The organism is Microbacterium sp. Kw_RZR3 (assembly GCF_029222405.1).
In the GTDB taxonomy this organism is placed as follows: Bacteria; Actinomycetota; Actinomycetes; order Actinomycetales; family Microbacteriaceae; genus Microbacterium.
This window is the reverse complement of sequence record NZ_JARHXC010000302.1, coordinates 1-20315: the sequence shown is the minus strand read 5'-3', so window position 1 is coordinate 20315 and position 20315 is coordinate 1. Positions and strand designations below refer to the sequence as shown.

The window sequence follows — 20315 nt, the reverse complement described above, 5'->3', positions numbered from 1 at the left end:
GATGACGCGGCCTAGGATCGTGCCATGGCCGGTTTCTGGGGCAGAAGGAAGCGCGAAGAACAGGATGCCGCGGACGCCGATCTGGCGCGACGGGCGGAGCTCGCGATCGTCGCGGCGGACGAACGCGTGCGGCTGACGTCGGACGAACTCGACTTCGCTCGCGCCGAGCTCGGCGACAAGGCCACGGAGGACCTCGCTGCGGCGTTGGACTCGGTGAAGACGCACCTCGGGGAAGCGTTCCAGCTGCACCAGCTCAACCACGACGAGATCCCTGACACCGCCGAGGAGCTGCGCACGCGCAACGCGCGGATCATCCAGCTGTCGAAGTGGGCGGAAGACCTCCTCGAAGAGCGCACGCTCGTTCTCCAGCCCAAGATCGACGCGGTGCGTCGGGCCCCCGAGATCCTCGCCCGGGTGCGCGCCGACCGCGAGCGTCTCGCGGAACGCGTGCCGCACGCCCGCGAGGTCGTGGAGCGTCTCTCGCACCGGTACAACGACGCAGCCCTGCAGCAGATCGGCGGGAACCCCGACGAGATCGACCAGCTGCTGGACTTCGCCGTGCACACCGCCGGCGTCTCCGAGCGCCGACGCGAAGCGGGTCAGCGCGAACAGGCATCCGTCGCCCTCGAGGCGGCCACCGAAGCGGTGCGCCGAGCCGAGTCCTTGCTCGACGCCGTCGACACCTTCGAGATCGAAGCCCTCCGTGCCGAATCGACGCTCGCGGCCGTCATCGACGACTCCCGCGGCGACCTCGCCGAGGCCCGCCGCGGCCCCATGACACCCATCGTGACCCAGGCCATGGCGAATCTCGAAAGAGCCCTCGCTTCCCTTCCTCCGGCCGGCTCGCGCACCGACCCCTTCAGTTCGCTCTCGACACTTCGGCAGGCCAACGCCGAGCTCGATGCGGCGCGTGAACGCGCTGCGCGTCCCGTGCCCTCTCAAGAACAGGTCGATCACGCGATCGACGACGCCGACCGCCAGCTCGCCGTCGCGCGCGGGCTCATCACCGGGCACCGCGGCTGGATCGGCGCGGATGCCCGTACGCGCTTCGTCGAAGCCGAGCGGCTGCGGTCGGGGCTCCCGCTCGGCCCCGTCGCCGAGGACGACCGCGAGACGGTGCTCGCCACCGCCCGACGCACGGGAGCGCTGGCCGCCGAGGCCCTGCAGATCGCGCAGCGCGACATCGAGCAGTCCCGCCCGTCGGACTGGGGTGACGGCGGCGGCTGGGGCGGCGGCGGTCGCGGACAGGGGGGCATGAGCGGCGGCAACATGGTCGGCGGGATGCTCGGCGGCCTCGTCATCGGCTCGCTCCTCGGCGACATCTTCGACGGCTGATCGACCGGCGCACACGAGGAAGCCCCCGGCCGATGCCGGGGGCTTCCGTTCGTCAGGGGCGTCAGGACGCGACGGCCTGCGGTGGAGCCTGTGTCGACAGGGCGATCACGCCGTAGTCCCAGCCCTTGCGGCGGTACACCACGCTCGGGTGGTCGGTGCGCGCGTCGATGAAGAGGAAGAAGTCGTGGCCGACCAGTTCCATGCGGTCGACGGCCTCTTCGGCCGACATCCACTCGGCGCCGAACTCCTTCTCGCGGATCACGACGGGCGAGTAGTCCGCTTCGTCGGCGGAGTCGTTCTGCACGGGAACCTCGCCCGTGGCGACCGCCCGCAGGACGTCGACCGAGGCCGGCTGCACGTCGATTCCGGAGAGCTCGCCCGTGCCCTTCTCGAACTTGGCTCCGCGGGGGTGGTTGCGCGCGTCGATGCGCTTGTCCTTGGCTCGGCGGATCTGCTCCGAGATCTTGTCGACCGCGAGGTCGAGGGCGGCGAACTTGTCTGCGTCAGTCGCTTCGGCACGGACGACGGGGCCCTTGCCGTCGAGTGTCAGTTCGACGGTGTCGTCCTCCATCCGCCCGTTGCGATAAGAGCGGTGAGTGACCTTGACCTCGAGCGCCTGCGCTCGCGGGGCCAGGTGCTCGATACGGCTCACCTTTTCTTCGACCACCGAGCGGAAACGATCGGTGATACCGACTCCCACGCCGACGATGTTGGTGTCCATCCGTGACCTCCTTGTTCCGGGTTCCGCCCGGTCTAAGGGCGGAACGTCCGTCGCCTTCAGTCATCCCCACGCTAGTAGCGCGACCGCCGCCTGTCACGCGCGAATCACCCTTTCGTCATCCGCTCTTATCGTTCGCATGCTGTCTGGACGGGTCGACGCGGAGGGGCGTGTGCGCGAGCGTCGCCGCGACGACCTCAGCGGCTCCAGCGACTCGGAGTGCTCTCGACGCGTCGTCCAGCGTGGCCCCGGTCGTGACGACGTCGTCGACGAGCACCACGCGGCGCCCGCCGACCGCGCGCGACACGAACACTCCCCCGACGTTGGCCCGTCGAGCCTCACGATCGAGCCCCCGCTGGTCCCGCGGAGCCCGTGCCACCCGCAGGAGCGGAACGGGAACGTGTCCCCCTCGGCGCACGAGCAGGTCGACGGGTCGATAGCCGCGGCGGCGATACGCGGCCCGTGACGAGGGAACCGTCGCGACGACGGTGTCGGGACCGACCTCGTCGGCGAGCACGACTGCGAGCGCCGGTGCGAGAGCACGCGCCAGGGACGTGCGCCCCTCCTCCTTGAGGGCGCGGAGGACGCGCGCGGGCACGCCGGAGAACTCCATCGCGCTGGTCACGACCAGCCCGTCCGCGGTGCGGCGGCGGTGCGGGGCCGCGGCCAGTGCCGCGCGGCATCCGGAACACAGCCCGACATCGAGCGCGCCGCACCCGGCGCACGCGATCGGCAACCAGAACGTCAGCGCCTCGTGCAGGGCGGGGACGACGGCGGCGGACAGGGCGGAGCGGGAGACCATGCCCTCATGCTCGTCGACCGGCCCGCGGCGGCGGGCTCGGCATCCGTCCATCCGTGGAGGGGTCGCGCGGACACCGTCATGGGGAGGACGAGTGCGGTCAGGACGCCGTGCCCTGCTGCGCCGCCAGGACGCGGATGTCGTCGGCCACGAGCGTCCAGGAGCTGCCGCGTCGGCTGAACAGCCGACCGGTGTCATCGAGCACGCGCACGCTCGTGCTGCCGCCCGCGACGCTCCGCGCGCCGTCGGGGGCGCCGCCCGTGGTGCCGCGGCCGCCGACGCCCAGTTCGCGCAGGTGGCTCACGCCGTCGTCGAGGGCGAGGATGCCGAGGGTCGCGTCGTCCAGCCAGGCGAGGTCGAAGGCCCCCGACTCGGTGAACGACAGCACGTGGGGCGGCCCGAGGTTGATCTCGCTCGACGTGCGCTGGATGCCGGCGAGCCAGACCTCGCGGACGCCCGCCACCGTGACGATCGCCGCGACGCGCGTTCCGTCGCGCGAGATCTGGAAGGCGGTGATCTCGGACGCATCCGGCCACGCGTTCCCGATCTCGGACGGCACGCCCTCGGGCGTGAAGGCGCGCAATTGCGAGGGCGACGACGACGGCACGCTCCAGATGAGCCCGGTGGAATCGATCGAGGGTGCGACCAGCCCGGGCCGGTCGTCGAGGAGGAAGGTCCGGCCGTCGGCGAGCGCGCTGGCCACGGTTCCCTGGGTCGTGCGGACCGCGGCGAGGGAGCGATCGGCCTCGAGCTCGATCGACTGGGGAGACAGCGACTCGACGGCATCCGAGAGTCCGGGGATCGTCGTCACCTGATCGCCGGAGAGGATGCCGAAGGTCCCGTCCGTGGTCATGACGGCGGGTGGCGGATCGACGCGCGTGACGCGGACCGGCACCTCCTCGGCCGCGATCGGGGTCCCCTCGACCGTCATCTGCACCTCGCTGATGCCCGCCGTCGAGAGGCTCCGGGTCAGCTGCGTCTGCATGCGGTTCAGCGTCGTGGTGTCCAGACTCAGCGCGGCCCGGGGAAGCTGCACCTGGGCGACACCACCCGACGAGAGCGTCACCGAGCGCCCGACGAGCGAGAGGTCCTCGGGGAACGCGTTCTTCACCGCCCCCTCGAGCCACGCGCTCGGCTGCCCGTCGACGAGCGCCGTCGCCACACGACTCGCCACGAGCGGGCGCGGGAACCAGCGCACGTCCGGCACGATGAACGTCCAGGTGGGATCGAAGTACGCGATGGATGCCGACTGGTAGACGGTCGGGAAGACCTCCTCGTACAGCACCACGCCGTCCGGAGCGGCACTGATACGCCACTGATCATTGACGCGCACCAGCGAGTAGCCGAGCGAGTCGGTCGTGCCCGCCACGCTCGGCGAGTAGGCGCCGTTCCCGTCGACGCTCGCGACCGTGGACAGCGACACGGTCACCGTCGCCCCGTCGGAGGACGCGGTGGCGCGGCGATCGGCCAGTCGGTCGATCGTGACGCGCGCGCGGGGGTCCCACTGGGTCCCGGGGGCGAGGAACAGCTTCGCCGTCGCCCAGTCGTCGGCGGGGCCTGAACCTGCTCGAAGGAAGCCCTCGACGATCTCGGCGGGCGTGGCGTCGTCCTGCGGGCCGTCGGGGACGAACGCGAACGTCTGCGCGTCGTCGCTCTGCGGGCCCCGACCGGGGTTCACGTATCCCGAGGTGGGAAGGCCCGTGCACGCGGTGAGCAGGAGCACCAGCGCCAGGCTCACCACCGACAGTGCGCGCTTCATGTGGCCCTCCCGGTCGTGCGCCCGAGCGAGATCGGCTGGGTGATGCCGAGCGCGCCCAGAGTGCCGCCCTGCTCGTCCTCGGGGACGAGGGGCAGGGGCGAGCTTCCCAGCGGGCGACCGTCGCGGGGCAGGGTGAGGACGAAGTTGGAGCCACGGCCCGGCTCCGACCACACGGCCAAGGTGCCGCCGTGCAGGCGCGCGTCGCCGAGGGCGATCGAGAGGCCGAGACCGGTACCGCCGATCGTGCGCACACGCGACGGATCGGCACGCCAGAACCGGTCGAACACGCGGTCGACGTCTTCGGCGCGCATGCCCAGACCGAAGTCGCGCACCCCGAGGGCCACGGCATCCCGACCGCTGTCGACGGACACCACGATGGGCCTGCCCTCGCCGTGCTCGATCGCGTTGCCGAGGAGGTTGCGCACGATCCGCCGGATGCGGCGGGCGTCCATGTCGACGGGCGTGTATCCGCCCGGGGCGACCAGGCGCACGTCGGTACCGTGCTTCTCGGCGAGTTGCTCCATCGACGCGATCACGTCTTCGGCGAGCGAGGCGAGGCTCGTGGGCTCGAGTTCGAGCTGCACGGATCCCGCGTCGTAGCGGCTGATCTCGAGCAGGTCGGTCAGCAGCACCTCGAAGCGCTGCACCTGTGCGTGGAGGAGTTCGGCGGCGCGTCCCGTGACGGGGTCGAACTCGTCGCGCTGATCGTTGATCATGTCGGCCGCGAGCTTGATCGTGGTCAGCGGCGTGCGCAGTTCGTGCGAGACGTCGGAGACGAACCTCTGCTGCACGAGCGACAGGTCGGCGAGCTCCTTGATCTGGGACTCGATGCTGTCGGCCATCGCGTTGAAGGAGCGGTTCAGAGTGGCGAGCTCGTCCTCGCCCCGCACGGGGAGCCGCACTCCCAGATCGCCCGCGGCGAGCTTCGCGCTGGTCTCGGCGGCATCCGCGATCGGCGTCGTCACCGAACGCAGCACGACCCAGGCGATCGCCCCGATCAGCACGACGAGGATCAGGCCGACCACCCACAGCAGCACCTGGACGAACGACAGCGTCTGCGCGGCGCTCGCGAGGTCGTATCCCATGTAGAGCTCGTAGTAGTCGACCCCGTCCTGCGCGGGGAAGCGCAGCTGATGACCGACCAGGATGCCGGGAACCTCGCGATCGTTCTCCGCCGGCAGCGCCACCGACTGCCACCACTGCAGGTCGGGGCTCGACTGGACCTGCGTGCGCAGCTCGGGCGTGACGAGGTCGGACTCGAAGGTCGGAGAGATGAAGGGCTGCGGCGCGAGGGGCGACGGAGGGCCGATGCGGTACAGCGCGATGAGGTCGCTCGACGACTGCTGCGACAGTCGCGTCGCGATGCCGTTCATGAGGGTCTGCGCGGCGGCCGGGTCGGTGGAGTCGACGGCCGCGTCGAGGGTGGCCTGCGCCGAGGCGGTCGCGCGCTGCGCCTCGAGGAGCACCTGGTCTTTGCGGGCGGTGAAGAGCTCGTTCTGGATGACCAAGGCCATCGCGAGGCAGGTCACGAGGATGGTCGTCGCGGTCAGGGCGACGGTGATGACGATGGTGCGGAAGCGCAGCGAGCGACGCCACAGGGTGATGAGCCGGTCCCGGTTCGCGCGCCAATCGCGCGTGCGCCACCCCCGCGGCGTCGCCAGAGTGCGCACCGCGCCGGTCATGACGACCTCAAGCCACCGCGCCGGCGCGATAGCCCACACCGCGCACGGTGGTGACGATGCGAGGGTTGTCGGGGTCGGCCTCGATCTTGGCCCGAAGTCGTTGCACGTGCACGTTAACGAGACGCGTGTCGGCCTTGTAGTGGTAGCCCCAGACCTGCTCGAGCAGCATCTCGCGAGAGAAGACCTGCTGCGGCTTCTCGGCGAGCGCGACGAGGAGCTCGAACTCGAGGGGCGTGAGAGCGATCGGGGTGTCGCCACGGCGCACCTCGTGCGCGGCCACGTCGACGACAAGATCGCCGATACGCAGCGTCTCGTCGACCGGCGCCTGCACGGGGCGTAGGCGCGTGCGGATCCGGGCGACGAGCTCCTTCGGGTTGAAGGGCTTCATGATGTAGTCGTCGGCACCCGACTCCAACCCCTTCACCACGTCGGCGGTGTCGGTGCGGGCCGTCAGCATGATGATCGGGACGCCGGACTCGGCGCGCACGCGCGTGCAGATCTCGATGCCGTCGACGCCCGGCAGCATGAGGTCGAGCAGGATCAGGTCCGGCCGCTCGGAGCGCCAGGCCTCGACCGCCTGCGCGCCGTCGGCGCAGAAGACCGTGTCGAATCCCTCGGTGCGCAGCACGATGCCGATCATCTCGGCCAGCGCGGTGTCGTCATCGACAACCAGGATCCGTGAAGTCATCGGGTGTACGTCTTCCGTCTCGAAACCCGCTCGGGAACGGGCCAGGGCCCCCCGGGTGAGGGAGCGATCCATAAGAGCGTAGTCGACATGCCCGGGAAGGGGCCGAGCGCGCAGGGGTGTCCCCATGACGGGGTGTCGGAGGTCTGTGACACGATGAGGACACGGCCGACCACCGAGGAGGCGTCATCGTGACCGCGTACCCCGCCTGGACCCCCGCGTCGCGTCCGGGGATCGTCCCGCTGCATCCGTTCGGGTTCGGCATGATCCTCGGCCGGTCGTTCACTGCCCTGCGCCACAACCCCCGCGTCCTGCTCGGTTTCGCGCTCGGGGTGCAGACCGTCGCCTACATCGTGCTGAGCGCGGCCATCGCCGGTGCGGCCATCGCGAGCTTCTCGCGACTGGACACCCTGGTCGAGGGCAGCGACGACTTCAATGCCGTGATGGCCGGCTCGTTCGCGCTCACGGCCGTCGTCGCGCTCGTGCTCGGGGTCGCGGCGAGCGGCCTGAGCGTGCTGGTGCAGGGCGTCGTCGTCGCCGAGGTGGCGCACGGCGTGGTCGCCGAGAAGCCGACGTTGAAGGTGGTCTGGCGGCGGGTTCGCCCGGTCGTCTGGCGCCTGATCGGCTACGCCGCCCTGACGTTCACCGCGGTGATCCTCGTCCTGGCCATCCTCGCCGGAATCGTCGTCGCGGTGTCGTTCGCTTTGCTGCCGGTGGGCATCCTCCTGGGTCTTCTGCTCGCCCTCGGGTGCGTGCCCCTTTACCTGTGGCTCGCGACCAAGCTCTTCCTCGTCCCCTCGGTGATCATCCTCGAGGGCACGGGCATCCGGGCCGGGATCGCCCGGTCGTGGCGGCTCACCCGCGGGCGATTCTGGTCGACGCTCGGTGTTCTGGTCATCATCTCCGTCGCGTTCAGCGTGGTGGCGCAGATCATCTCGTTCCCGCTGAGCTTCGGTGCAAGCTTCCTCTCGACGCTGCTCGCACCCACTGGAGACCCCGAGCCGGGAGCGATCGTCGGCTTCATCGTCGTGCAGCTGCTCGGGCAGGCCGGCGTCCTACTCGTGCAGTGCATCGCCCTCGTCGTGCAGTCGACCTCGGCGGTGCTCGTCTACGTCGACGCGCGCATGCGCACCGAGGGACTCGATCAAGATCTCGCCGCCTACGTGGAGGCGCGCGATGCCGGCGCGGACGACCTTCCGGATCCGTACCGCGTGGGCGTCGGCCGCAGCATCGCGCCGCTCCAGCCGTGGGGCGCTCCTCCGCCGGGTGGGGCGCCGGGAGCGTGGGGTCCCCCCGCGGCGGCTCCGTACGGCGCTCCTACGGGTGTCCCCTCCGGCGCGGCACCGGCTGCACCGCCGTACGGCGCTCCCGCGGGCGTCCCCTCTGGCTCAGCGCCGCCGTATGGCTCAGCTCCGCCCTACGCTGCCGCGCCCGCCGCTCCGCCGGTCCCGTTCGCGCCGCCGCACGGAGCCGCACCCCCCTCAGCCCCCTCCGGCACCGTGGTGCCCCCGCCGCCCTCCTCTCCGACGGACGGCGCGGCCGATGCGGCGGGTCGCGAGCCCACGTCGACGGATGCCACGGGCACCTCGAGCACTTCCACGCCCTCGACGACGACCTGGGCCGCGCCCGGAAGCCGGTCCGACGACGCATGAGTCCCTCGCTCTCAGCGGCGGTCGCGGTGGTGACCTCGCTCCTCCCCGACCCGGACGAGGCGCGGGAGTGGGCCGAGAAAGAGCTCGCCGACCCCGCGTATCAGGCCGCCGAGCCGACGCCGATCGACCGTCTCGCACGAGCCGTCGTCGACTTTTTCGGCAGGCTGCTGCAGAACTCGGCGAACGGCGACTGGGGGCCTCCGGCGCTGATCGTGCTGGCGATCATCATCGTCGTCGGGATCGTCATCGGCATCCTGATCTGGGGGCGACCGAGAGCGATCGTCCGTGCGCAGCCTCCGGCACGCGCGCTCTTCGACGGCGATGACGGCCGCTCGGCCGACGAGCTCCGCGGGGATGCGGCCGCTGCGGCGGCTCGGGGAGACTGGGACGCGGCGATCGTCCTACGGTTCCGCGCTTTCGCCCGTGGCCTGACCGAAAGAGGTCTCGTCGACCCACCGCCCGGCGCCACCGTGCGGGCGTTCGCGCGCGCCGCTTCGGCGGCTCTCCCCGGCCTCGTCCCCGGGCTCGACGAGACGGCCGCCATCTTCGACGACGTCCGCTACCTCCGCCGCCCGGGCACCGAGCAGCGCTACCGCGTGGTGGCCGACCTCGACGCCGAGGCCGTCCGCACGCGCCCCGCGCCCGTCACCGCGGCGGCGACATCGTGACGACCGTCTCGGCAGCGCCGCTCACGGTGCGCCCCCGCCGTCGGGCCGCGCTCGGGTGGATCGGCATCGCCCTCGCCCTGCTCCTGATCGGACTGGTGGGAACGACCCTGGTGTACGGGGGCTGGACGCAGAAGGACGCGCTCGACCCCGAATCCCCGGCGCCGGACGGCACCCGCGCACTCGTCCGCATCCTCCAGCAACAGGGCGTGGCCGTCACCGTCGCGCGCGACCGCGCGGCGGCGGAGCGGGCCCTGGCCGACCACGACGCCACGCTCGTCCTGCGCGATGCCCCGATGCTGTCGGATGCCACCCTGACCGCGCTCGCCGACCGCGCACGCGACGTCGTGCTCATCGAGCCGCGCTCGCGCACCCTCGACGTGTTGCTGAACGGCTCCTCCCTCGGGGGCTTCGCGAACGACCGCGCCACCGAGGCCGGATGCGAGCTGCCCGCCGCGCGCACGGCCGGGACCGCACGGACGGGTGAGCTGATGATCCCCGGCGCGGGCGTCACCGGCTGCTACCCCGTCGACGGCGAGTACGGCCTGCTCTCGACCGAGGCGAGCGACGGCCGCACGGTCACCGCCCTCGACGGGTCGGCGACGATGACGAACGCGACCCTCCCCCTCGACGGGAACGCGGCGCTGGCCATCGGCGTGCTGGCTCGGACAGACGCGGTCGTCTGGTACGTCCCCTCCCTCACCGATGCCGACGCCGGCTCGGCGCCGCAGACGATCGGCGACCTCACACCGCCCTGGGTCACGCCCGGCATCGTGCTGCTCCTGCTCGCAGCGAGCGTCGCCGCGATCTGGCGCGGTCGACGGTTCGGCCCGCTCGTGACCGAACGCCTCCCGGTCATGGTGCGCGCGACCGAGACGACCGAGGGTCGCGCCCGCCTGTACGCCACCTCCGGCGACGCGGCCCACGCCCTCGACGAGCTGCGTCGAGCGACCCGCACCCGGCTGGTCCGCCGGCTCGGGCTCGCGGCCCACACCCCGGCGGAGCAGGTCGCCGACGCCGTCGCCCACCGCCTCGGCGCGGATCGAGCGGCGATCCGCGGCATCCTCCTCACCGACATCCCCACGACCGACCGCGACCTGGTCGCCGCGAGCGACCGCCTCCGCGACCTCGAGACGAGCGTGCATGCCGCGTTCGCCACCGAAAGGACCACCCGATGACCGACAGTCCTCTCGACGCTCCCCTGCCGCCCGCCGCCGAGAACGCGCCGAGACGCTCGGAGCCCGCCCCGACGACCCCGGGGCTCGACGACGCAGCCCTGCGCGAGGCGATGAACCGGGTGCGGGTCGAGGTCGGAAAAGCGGTAATCGGGCAGGACGGCACGATCACCGGACTGCTCATCGCGCTCCTCTCGCGCGGACACGTCCTGCTCGAGGGCGTCCCGGGCGTCGCCAAGACTCTTCTCGTGCGGTCCTTCAGCCGCGCGCTCGGCCTCGACACGCGGCGCGTGCAGTTCACGCCCGACCTCATGCCCGGCGACGTCACGGGCTCCCTCGTCTACGACGCCCGCGCCGGGGAGTTCGAGTTCCGCGCGGGACCGGTGTTCACCCACGTGCTCCTCGCCGACGAGATCAACCGCACGCCGCCGAAGACCCAGGCCGCTCTGCTCGAGGCGATGGAGGAACGACAGGTCTCGTCGGATGGGGTGAGCCGCGCTCTCCCCGACCCCTTCCTCGTCGCCGCGACCCAGAACCCCATCGAGCACGAGGGCACCTACACGCTGCCCGAAGCCCAGCTGGACCGCTTCCTGATGAAGCTCGTCGTCGATCTCCCGGGGCGCGACGCCGAGGTCGGTGTGCTCCGGCGCCACGCCGGCGGCTTCGACCCGCGCCGCCTCGACGCTGCGGGCCTCGACCCCGTCGTGACCGCCGACGAGATCCTCGCCGCCCAGCGCGCCGCGGCGACCGTCGCCGTCGACGACGACCTGTTGGGCTACATCGTCGACCTCGCGCGGGCGACGCGGCAGAGCCCATCGGTGCTCCTGGGCGTCAGTCCGCGCGCGACCACGGCCCTCCTCGCCGCGGCGAAGGCCTGGGCATGGCTCGGCGGATACCCGGCGATCACCCCCGACCACGTGCAGACGATGCTCGTGCCGGTGTGGCGTCACCGCATCCGGCTGCGCCCCGAGGCCGAGATCGAGGGCGTCTCGGTCGACGCGATCCTGACCTCGGTGCTGCAGCAGACCCGCGTTCCCATCTGATGTTCGTCACCGGCCGTCTCGCGCTCCTCGTCGCCCTGGGCGTCGTCCCTCTCGTACTCCTGAGCACGGCGGGCGTCCCGGCGTGGCTCGCCGTGGGCGGGTGGGTCGTGCTCTGTGCGGTCGGAGCGCTGGTCGATGTCGCCGTCGCGGCCGACCCGCGCGCTGTCGAGATCACACGACGTCTCCCGGACCGCACGCTGCTCGACGAACCGGTCGCCGGTGAGCTGCGGGTGCGCAACCTCGGGACCCGCGCGCTCCGCGCCCGCGTGCGCGACGCGTGGCAACCCACGGCCGGTGCGCCCGTGGAACGGGCGCGGTTCGTCGTGCCGCCGGGCGAGCGCCGGAGCGCGCCCCTCCCTCTGCTCCCCCGTCGCCGCGGCGAGATCCGCACCGATTTCGTCGTGGTGCGCTCGGCGGGTCCCCTGGGTCTGGCCGGTCGGCAGGCGGTCGTCGACGCTCCCGGCCGGATCCGCGTCCTCCCTCCCTTCACCTCGCGGCGGCACCTCCCGTCCCGGCTGGCGCGCCTGCGCGAGCTCGACGGGAACACGAGCCTTCAGGTGCGCGGTCAGGGCACCGAGTTCGACAGCCTGCGCGAGTACGTCCGCGGCGATGACGTGCGCTCGATCGACTGGCGGGCGACGGCGCGCGCGGGTACGACCATGCTGCGCACGTGGCGTCCGGAACGCGACCGGCACGTCGTCATCGTCATCGATACGGGCCGCACGGCCGCGGCGCGCGTCGGCGACGGCGCGCGCCTGGACGCGGCGATGGAGGCCACGCTGCTGCTGTCGGCCCTCGCGACCAGGGCGGGCGACCACGTCCACCTGATGATGTTCGACCGCGTTCCGCGGGCCCGTGTCACGAGAGTCGACGGTTCGCAGCTCCTCCCCGCGCTCGTCGACGCGATGGCCCCCGTCGAGCCGCAGCTCATCGACACCGACTGGGATGCCGCTTTCGCGCAGGTCCGCCAGCTCGCGGTCCGGCCCGCGCTCGTCGTCCTGCTCACGGCGCACGATGACCCCGAAGCCGCCCGCGGCTTCCTCGCGGCGCTGCCGGCGGTGGCCGCGCGCTCGCGACTGCTCGTCGCGACGGCGACGGACGGGCCGGGCGACGACCCCGAGCGGACGGATGCCGCCTCCGTCTATGCGGCGGCCGCCATCGAGCGTGCGCGCCACGACGCGGACCGCGTCACCGCCGCGGTGGTCCGCGCCGGCGGTGACGCCGTCTCCGCCTCCGCGGAGAACCTGCCCCCGCTCGTAGCCGACCGCTACCTCGCGCTCAAGGCCGCCGGGCGACTCTGAAGCGCGCACCCGGTCGGATGTAGCACACCCAGGCCCCATGCAGCCCGGGACATACGTCGCGGCTTATCCTGGGGGGTACCCTTCGAGCCGACAGCGCGTCCCCTCCGCGCTCGGTTGCGCCGTCTACGCACAGGATGCGGGAGAACTCTTGCCAGGAAACGCCACGACCCGGTTCGACGATGTGGCTCTTGTGTCGGTGGCGAGCGTCCTGCCCAGCCGTGTGACCACGTCGGACGACATCGAGGACCGCCTCGCTCCCGCTCTTCATCGTCTAAAGCTCAAGCCCGGCCTCCTCCGCCGGGTCGCCGGCGTCAACGAGCGGCGCAACTGGGCCGACGGCGAGTCGAGCGACGAGGCGACGATCGCCGCGGGCAAGCAGGCGCTGGCCGAGGCGGGAGTCGACCCGAGCGAGATCGGGCTCATCATCAACACCTCGGTGACGCGCAAGCACCTCGAACCCTCCGTGGCCGTGCGCCTGCACCACGGCCTGGGCCTTCCGAGCTCGGCGATCAACTTCGACGTCGCCAACGCCTGCCTCGGCTTCATCAACGGCATGAGCCTCGCCGCCGGCATGATCCAGTCCGGACAGGTGAAGTACGCACTGATCGTCAACGGCGAGGATGCCGACGAGATCCAGGTCAACACGATCAACCGGCTCGTGCGCGAGAACCTCGACCGCGACGCGTTCATGCAGGAGTTCGCGTCGCTGACGCTGGGCTCCGGCGCGGCCGCCGCGGTGCTCGGCCGCGCGAGCGACCACCCCGAGGGACACCGGATCGTCGGCGGCGTGACGCGCGCGGCGACCCAGTTCTACGACCTCTGCGTCGGAAGCGTCGACGGAATGTTCACCGACGCGAAGGCTCTGCTCAAGGGCGGCCTCGATCTCGTCGTGTCGGCGTGGAAGGAGGCGAAGGGCGAGTTCTCGTGGACGGGCATGGATCGCTACATCACCCACCAGGTCTCGTCGGTGCACACCTCGGCGATCGTCCGCGCGGCGAAGCTCGACCGTGACCGGGTGCCCGTGACCTATCCGCACCTGGGCAATGTGGGCCCGGCATCCATCCCGATCACCCTCGCCGACGAGCAGAAGACGCTGCGTCGGGGTGATCGCGTCCTTCTGATGGGAGTGGGCTCCGGGCTGAACACCGGCATGCTGGAGCTGGCCTGGTGAGGGTCACCGCCCCGGACGCGACGCTTCCCCCCGCGGGCCTCCCCGGTCTCGACCCGGCGCTCTCGCGTCTGATCGACGTGCCCGGTGCCGCCGCCGATGCGGGCACGACGCGCACGTGGCACGTGCTCGACACCGGCGCAGCCCTCGCCGCGCGCGGTCTCGAACCTGTCGGCACGATCATCGCCGTGCACGGCAATCCGACGTGGTCGTACCTGTGGCGCACGCTCGTGAACTCCTCGCTCGCCCGCGCCGAGGCCGGTGCCACGGCGTGGCGGGTCGTGGCCGTGGACCAGCTCGAGATGGGCTTCTCGGAGCGCTCGGACCGCCGGCGCACCCTGGCGCAGCGCATCGCCGACCTCGACGCGCTCGTCGGCGAGCTCGGCATCCGGGGTCCGATCGTGACCATCGGGCACGACTGGGGCGGTCCGATCTCGCTCGGCTGGGCCGTCGAGAACCGCGACCGTCTCGCCGCGGTCGTCGCCCTGAACACCGCCGTGCACCACCCCGACGGTGCGCCGCTGCCCTTCGCGCTGCGCGTGGCCACCGCCCGCGGCATGCTCGCCGCGGGCACCACCGGCACCACGGCCTTCCTCGACACCACGCTCGCCCTCGCCGATCTCGACCCCGCGATTCGCGCCGCTTTCCGCGCGCCGTACGCGACCGTCGCCCGACGCCGCGGGATCGGCGGGTTCGTCGCCGACATCCCCGCGACCGCGGCCGACGAGAGCACTCCCGCGCTTCGCCGGATGTCGGCGGGGCTCCGCGAGCTCGACGTGCCCGCACTGCTTCTGCGTGGACCGAAGGACCCCGTCTTCGGCGAGGGTCACCTCGACGACCTCACCGAGCGACTTCCGCACGCCGACGTGCACCGCTTCGAGGGCGCGGGCCACCTCATCGCCGAGGAGCGGCCGTACGCCGACGTCGTGCTCGACTGGCTCGACGAGAAGGGCGTGGCGACGGATGCCGCGGCCCCGGGCTCCGCAGCCCCCACCGCGCCGCCGGGCTCAGCCGCCACCGCGTCCCCGCGCTCCGCAGCCGCCACCGCACCGACCGCCGCCGGCCACCTCTGGGACGCCCTCGACGCGCGCCGCGACGACGACGACACCGCGGTGATCGACATGACCACCGCCCGCGACGGCGCGCCGCTGCGCGTCAGCTGGCGGCAGCTGTCCGCGCGCGTCGACGAGATCGCCGCGGGCCTCGACGCCTTCGGTGTGCGCCCGGGAGACCGGGTCTCGCTGCTCGTTCAGCCCGGCCCCACGCTGACCGCAGCTCTGTATGCGTGCTTGCGCATCGGCGCGGTCGTCGTCGTGGCCGACCGGGGTCTCGGCATCCGGGGGCTGTCGCGCGCCGTCAGAGGTGCCGTTCCCGACGTCGTGATCGGCGAGATCGCCGGGCTCGCCGCCGCGCGCGCCCTCGGCTGGCCGGGGCGGCGGATCTCGGCCGCGGCCCTCCCCGCCGCGACATCGCGCGCGCTCGGTGTCGAGGCGAGCCTGTCGGACCTCGCCCGCGCCGGTCGCGGCCGGACGCTGCCGGAGCCGCCCGCGCCCGACGCCGACGCCGCGGTGCTGTTCACCTCGGGTTCGACGGGGCCCGCGAAGGGCGTCGTGTACACGCACGCGCAGCTGACCGCCCTGCGCGACACTCTCGCCGCGCACTTCGGCGTCACGGCCGAGACGGGGCTTGTGACCGGCTTCGCGCCCTTCGCGCTGCTCGGACCCGCGCTCGGCACGCGATCGGCAACGCCCGACATGGACGTCTCGGCCCCCCGCACGCTCACCGCGGCGGCGGTCGCGGCGGCCGTGCGCGCCTCCGACGCGAGGATCGTGTTCCTCTCCCCCGCCGCCGTCGCGAACGTCGTCGCCACCGCGAGCGCCCTCGACGCCGACGACCGAGCGGCCCTCGCGCGCGTCGAGACCTTCCTCTCGACGGGAGCCCCCGTGGGCATCGACCTCCTGCGCCGCGCGCACGAGCTCATGCCGAACGCCGTCGCGCACACCCCGTACGGCATGACCGAGTGCCTGCTCGTCGCCGACGTCACGCTGCCCGAGATCGAGAGCGCGGCGGGCGGCCGCGGCGTCTGCGTCGGACGGCCGCTGGGCACGGGCCAGGTGCGCATCTCGGCGATCGACGCCGAGGGACGCGCGACGGGTGAACCGACGACGGATGCCGGGATCACGGGCGAGATCGTCATCTCGGCGCCCCACCTCAAGCGCGGATACTTCCGCCTCTACCTCACCGACCGCGAGGCGCGTCGCGGTCTCGCCGACCGTTGGCACCGCACCGGCGACGTCGGCCACCTCGACGCCGACGGGCGACTCTGGGTCGAGGGGCGCCTCCCCCACGTCATCACCACCGCCGAGGGTCCGGTGACCCCTGTCGGCATCGAACAGGATGCCGAGACCGTCGAGGCCGTCACCCGTGCCGCGGCGGTGGGTGTCGGGCCCGTCGGCCGACAGGTCGTCGTCGCCGTCGTCGAAGCCGGTGCCCGACGCCCCGGCCTCGCCTCTCCCGAGCTGACGGATGCCGTTCGCGCCGCGACCGCGCAGCCGCTCGCCGCGGTCCTCGTCGCGCCGACGCTGCCGACCGACATCCGACACAACTCGAAGATCGACCGGTCCCGCCTCGCCGCGTGGGCCGAACGCCTGCTCGCGGGCGAGAAGCCGACCGCGCCGTGAGGGTCCTCGCCACCGGGGCATCCGGCTTCCTCGGCCGGGCCGTCGTCCGCGCACTCCACGACGCGGGACACGAGGTGCGCACGCTCCAGCGCCGCCCCTCCGGTGTCACCGGCGCCGACGACCGGCTGGGCTCGGTGACGGATCCGGATGCCGTGGCATCCGCTCTCGACGGGATCGACGGCGTGGTGCACCTCGCTGCCAAGGTGTCGCTGGCGGGAGACCCCGCTCAGTTCCACGCCGTCAATGTGGAGGGCACGCGCATTCTGCTGGACGCCGCCGCCGCGGCGGGGGTCTCGCGGATCGTGCACGTGTCGTCGCCGTCGGTCGCGCACGCGGGCCACGCCCTCGCGGGAGTGGGCGCGGAGCCCGCCGATCCCCGCGCCGCGCGCGGCGAGTACGCCCGCACGAAGGCCGAGGCCGAGGTGCTCGCCCTGTCGCGTGCCGGTGACGGTCTCTCGCTGGTCGCAATCCGTCCGCACCTGGTGTGGGGTCCGGGCGACACGCAGCTCATCGCGCGCGTGGTCGACCGCGCACGCCGGGGCCGGCTGCCCCTGCTGAACGGCGGCACAGCGCTCATCGACTCCACGTACGTCGACAACGCGGCATCCGGAATCGTCGCCGCCCTCGACCGCGTCGACGACGTCAGCGGCCGCGCGTACGTCCTGACGAACGGCGAACCGCGCCCCGTCGGCGACCTCCTCGCGGGGATCTGTCGTGCCTCGGGCGTCGAGCCGCCGCGCTTCAGCGTGCCCGCGGGACTCGCCAAGGCCGCCGGTGCCCTGGTAGAGCGCGTCTGGGCCGTCCGCCCGGGCGAGGACGAACCGCCGATGACGCGCTTCCTCGCCGAGCAGCTGTCGACCGCGCACTGGTTCGACCAGACCGAAATCCGCCGCGACCTGCGCTGGGCCCCGGCGGTGTCGCTGGACGAGGGCCTGCGCCGCCTCGCGCGAGCCTGACCTCACGCGCCTCTCGCCTGAGGCCCCCCTCCGCTGGCGTGTCCCACTTTGTGCGAACCGGAGGGCCTGGCTCTGCACAAAGTGGGACACGGATGCCGGCATCGACCATCGCGCCGAAACGCGACCGGTCGGGCGCTCAGACCAGGTCGAACCGGTCGAGCTCGGTCACCTTGCGCCAGGCGGCGACGAAGTCACGGACGAACTTCTCCTTCGCGTCGTCCGAGGCGTAGACCTCGGCGAGCGCGCGCAGCTCGGAGTTCGACGAGAACACCAGGTCGACGCGGGTGCCGATCCCGACCTTCTCGCCGGAGCCGTCCTTCGTGCCCTCGAACGCGTGCTTGCCGCTGTCGAGCGGCTTCCACGTCGTGCCGAGGTCGAGGAGGTTCACGAACACGTCGTTCGTCAGCGCACCGGGGGTGTCGGTGAACACACCCCAGTCGCTGCCGTCCCAGTTGGCGCCGATCGCGCGGAGACCGCCGACCAGCACGGTCATCTCGGGCGCGGTGAGCGTGAGCAGGTTGGCCTTGTCGAGCAGCAGGAACTCCGCGGGGAGCCGCGCCTCGCGCGAGGCGTAGTTGCGGAAGCCGTCGGCCACCGGCTCGAGCCAGCGGAACGACTCGATCTCGGTCTGCTCCTGCGACGCGTCGGTGCGGCCCGGGGTGAAGGGCACCTCGACCTCGACGCCGCCGGCGCGCGCCGCCTGCTCGACACCGGCGTTGCCGGCGAGAACGAGCAGATCGGCGATCGAGACCTTCTTCTCGCCCTGCCCGTCGAACTCGGCCTTGATCTTCTCGAGGGTCTCGAGAACGGATGCCAGCTGCTCGGGGTTGTTGACCGTCCAGCTCTTCTGGGGCTCGAGGCGGATGCGCGCGCCGTTGACACCGCCGCGCTTGTCGCTGCCCCGGAAGGTGGATGCCGCGGCCCAGGTCGTCGTGACGAGCTGCTGCACCGTGAGGCCGCTGTCGAGGATCTGCTGCTTGAGCGCCGCGGCATCCGCCGAGTCGATCAGCGGGTGGTCGACGGCGGGCACGGGGTCCTGCCAGACGAGCACCTCGGAGGGGACCTCAGACCCGAGGTAGCGTTCACGCGGGCCCATGTCGCGGTGGGTCAGCTTGAACCATGCGCGGGCGAAGGCATCCTGGAACGCGGCGGGGTCCTCGGCGAAGCGGCGCGAGATCTTCTCGTACGCCGGGTCGACCCGCAGAGCGAGGTCGCTCGTGAGCATGCGGGGCTCGCGACGACCCTCGGAGTGGGCGAGGGGGACCATGTCGGCTCCCCCGCCGTTCTTCGGACGCCACTGGTGCGCGCCCGCGGGGCTCTGGAAGAGCTCCCACTCGTACGCGAAGAGGATGTGGAAGAACTCGTTGTCCCAGCGCGTGGGGTGATAGGTCCAGGTGACCTCGAGGCCGCTGGTGATCGTGTCGTCGCCCTTGCCGGTGCCGTGATCGTTCTTCCAGCCGAGGCCCTGGTCGTTGATGTCGGCGGCTTCGGGGTTGGGACCGACGTGCGAGTCGCTCGCCGCGCCGTGCGTCTTGCCGAAGGTGTGACCACCGGCGATGAGGGCGACGGTCTCCTCGTCGTTCATGGCCATGCGGCCGAACGTCTCGCGGATGTCGTTCGCCGACAGCTGCGGGTCGGGGTTGCCGTTCGGCCCTTCCGGGTTGACGTAGATGAGCCCCATCTGGACGGCCGCGAGCGGCTTCTCGAGCTCGCGGTTGCCCGTGTAGCGCTCGTCGCCGAGCCAGGTGGTCTCGGGACCCCAGTACACGTCGTCGTCGGGCTCCCACACGTCCTGTCGGCCACCGGCGAAGCCGAAGGTCGGGAAGCCCATGTCCTCGAGCGCGACGTTGCCGGCGAGGATCATGAGGTCGGCCCACGAGATCGCCTGACCGTACTTCTTCTTGACCGGCCACAGCAGGCGGCGGGCCTTGTCGAGGTTGACGTTGTCGGGCCAGCTGTTCAGCGGGGCGAAGCGCTGCATTCCCGCGCCCGAGCCGCCGCGACCGTCGGTCACGCGGTAGGTGCCGGCGCTGTGCCACGCCATGCGGATCATGAGCGGGCCGTAGTGACCGAAGTCGGCGGGCCACCAGTCCTGCGAGGTCGTCATGACCTCCTTGAGGTCCTGCTTGACGGCGGCGAGGTCGAGCGCCTCGAACGCCGCCTTGTAATCGAAGCCCTCATCGAGCGGGTCACGCAGCGCGTTGTTCTTCGCGAGGATCTTCACATTGAGGGACTCGGGCCACCACACACGGTTGGCCGATCCCTGGGTCGGGTGGGGCAGGGCGCCGGCGGGCTCGCTGTCGGCGGGGGCTTCACCCACCGGCAGTCGGTTGTCGTCGGGGGCGGCTCCATCGTGGAAGACGGGGCACCCGTTCAGAGCGTCGCTCATCGGGATCCTCTCGGTTTTTCGGCTTCGGTCGTCGCTCGACAGTCGGGGCAGACCCCCCAGAACGTCACTTCGGCGGTCTGGATGGTGAACCCGCTCCCCTCCGGCACATGCAGGCACGGCGCTTCCCCGACGACGCAGTCCACGTCGTCGATGCGTCCGCACCCGGTGCACACCACGTGGTGGTGGTTGTCTCCCACGCGCAGTTCGAACGTGCCGGCGTGACCGGCGGGTTCGATGCGACGAGCGAGTCCCGCGTCGGCGAAGTCGCCGAGCGCGTTGTACACCGATTGCTTGCTCGTGCCGGGGA

At 72.1% G+C, this 20315-nt stretch carries 16 protein-coding genes; 9 read left to right on the top strand and 7 right to left on the bottom strand.

The window, feature by feature from the left end; translation table 11 throughout:
• Positions 1-24 precede the first annotated feature (24 nt).
• Positions 25-1335 (top strand): hypothetical protein, encoded by a 1311-nt coding sequence (locus tag P2P98_RS16820; protein WP_275801406.1) that lies wholly within the window; start codon positions 25-27, stop codon positions 1333-1335.
• Between the two features lie 61 nt (positions 1336-1396).
• On the opposite strand, the gene raiA is transcribed toward P2P98_RS16820, so the two are convergent.
• From raiA to mtrA, 5 genes are all read right to left on the bottom strand, one after another.
• Positions 1397-2056 carry a ribosome-associated translation inhibitor RaiA gene (raiA, locus tag P2P98_RS16815; RefSeq protein WP_275801405.1) on the bottom strand — a complete coding sequence of 220 codons (660 nt, stop codon included), beginning with the start codon at positions 2054-2056 and terminating at the stop codon, positions 1397-1399.
• Positions 2057-2171: 115 nt separating this feature from the next.
• Complete coding sequence (locus P2P98_RS16810) at positions 2172-2855, bottom strand: phosphoribosyltransferase family protein (protein WP_275801404.1); 684 nt, start codon at positions 2853-2855, stop codon at positions 2172-2174.
• A 97-nt stretch (positions 2856-2952) separates the two neighbouring features.
• Positions 2953-4611 (bottom strand): LpqB family beta-propeller domain-containing protein, encoded by a 1659-nt coding sequence (locus tag P2P98_RS16805; protein WP_275801403.1) that lies wholly within the window; start codon positions 4609-4611, stop codon positions 2953-2955.
• A complete protein-coding gene (gene mtrB / locus P2P98_RS16800; RefSeq protein ID WP_275801402.1) occupies positions 4608-6293 on the bottom strand; it encodes an MtrAB system histidine kinase MtrB in 1686 nt (561 codons plus the stop codon). Before mtrB ends, P2P98_RS16805 begins: the two co-directional genes overlap by 4 nt.
• Before the next feature lie 7 nt (positions 6294-6300).
• Positions 6301-6981, bottom strand: coding sequence for an MtrAB system response regulator MtrA (gene mtrA / locus P2P98_RS16795; protein WP_058598168.1), 681 nt, complete (start codon positions 6979-6981; stop codon positions 6301-6303).
• A gap of 188 nt (positions 6982-7169) precedes the next feature.
• On the opposite strand from mtrA, the gene P2P98_RS16790 reads away from it, so the two are divergent.
• The 8 genes from P2P98_RS16790 to P2P98_RS16755 all read left to right on the top strand — a co-directional run bounded on the left by P2P98_RS16790 (position 7170) and on the right by P2P98_RS16755 (position 17619).
• A complete protein-coding gene (locus tag P2P98_RS16790; protein ID WP_275801401.1) occupies positions 7170-8630 on the top strand; it encodes a glycerophosphoryl diester phosphodiesterase membrane domain-containing protein in 1461 nt (486 codons plus the stop codon).
• Positions 8627-9298, top strand: a complete 672-nt coding sequence (locus P2P98_RS16785; protein ID WP_275801400.1) for a DUF4129 domain-containing protein — start codon at positions 8627-8629, stop codon at positions 9296-9298. Before P2P98_RS16790 ends, P2P98_RS16785 begins: the two co-directional genes overlap by 4 nt.
• Positions 9295-10473: a DUF4350 domain-containing protein gene (locus P2P98_RS16780; RefSeq protein WP_275801399.1), complete on the top strand. Its 1179-nt coding sequence runs from the start codon at positions 9295-9297 to the stop codon at positions 10471-10473. Before P2P98_RS16785 ends, P2P98_RS16780 begins: the two co-directional genes overlap by 4 nt.
• Before the next feature lie 110 nt (positions 10474-10583).
• Entirely contained in the window at positions 10584-11513 is a 930-nt protein-coding gene (locus P2P98_RS16775) for a MoxR family ATPase (protein ID WP_275801410.1), read from the top strand.
• Entirely contained in the window at positions 11513-12814 is a 1302-nt protein-coding gene (locus tag P2P98_RS16770; RefSeq protein WP_275801398.1) for a DUF58 domain-containing protein, read from the top strand. Before P2P98_RS16775 ends, P2P98_RS16770 begins: the two co-directional genes overlap by 1 nt.
• A 148-nt stretch (positions 12815-12962) precedes the next feature.
• Positions 12963-13985, top strand: coding sequence for a 3-oxoacyl-ACP synthase III (locus P2P98_RS16765; RefSeq protein WP_275801397.1), 1023 nt, complete (start codon positions 12963-12965; stop codon positions 13983-13985).
• On the top strand, positions 13982-16663 hold the full coding sequence (locus P2P98_RS16760) for an alpha/beta fold hydrolase (protein WP_275801396.1): 2682 nt from the start codon (positions 13982-13984) through the stop codon (positions 16661-16663). The genes P2P98_RS16765 and P2P98_RS16760 overlap by 4 nt, the downstream gene beginning before the upstream one ends.
• Entirely contained in the window at positions 16660-17619 is a 960-nt protein-coding gene (locus tag P2P98_RS16755; RefSeq protein WP_275801395.1) for an NAD-dependent epimerase/dehydratase family protein, read from the top strand. Before P2P98_RS16760 ends, P2P98_RS16755 begins: the two co-directional genes overlap by 4 nt.
• A gap of 136 nt (positions 17620-17755) precedes the next feature.
• Here P2P98_RS16755 and katG read toward each other — a convergent pair whose 3' ends face one another.
• Positions 17756-20008, bottom strand: coding sequence for a catalase/peroxidase HPI (gene katG, locus P2P98_RS16750; RefSeq protein ID WP_275801394.1), 2253 nt, complete (start codon positions 20006-20008; stop codon positions 17756-17758).
• A partial coding sequence (locus P2P98_RS16745) for a transcriptional repressor (RefSeq protein WP_275801393.1) occupies positions 20005-20315 on the bottom strand: 311 nt, incomplete at its 5' end. The genes P2P98_RS16745 and katG, both read right to left, overlap by 4 nt.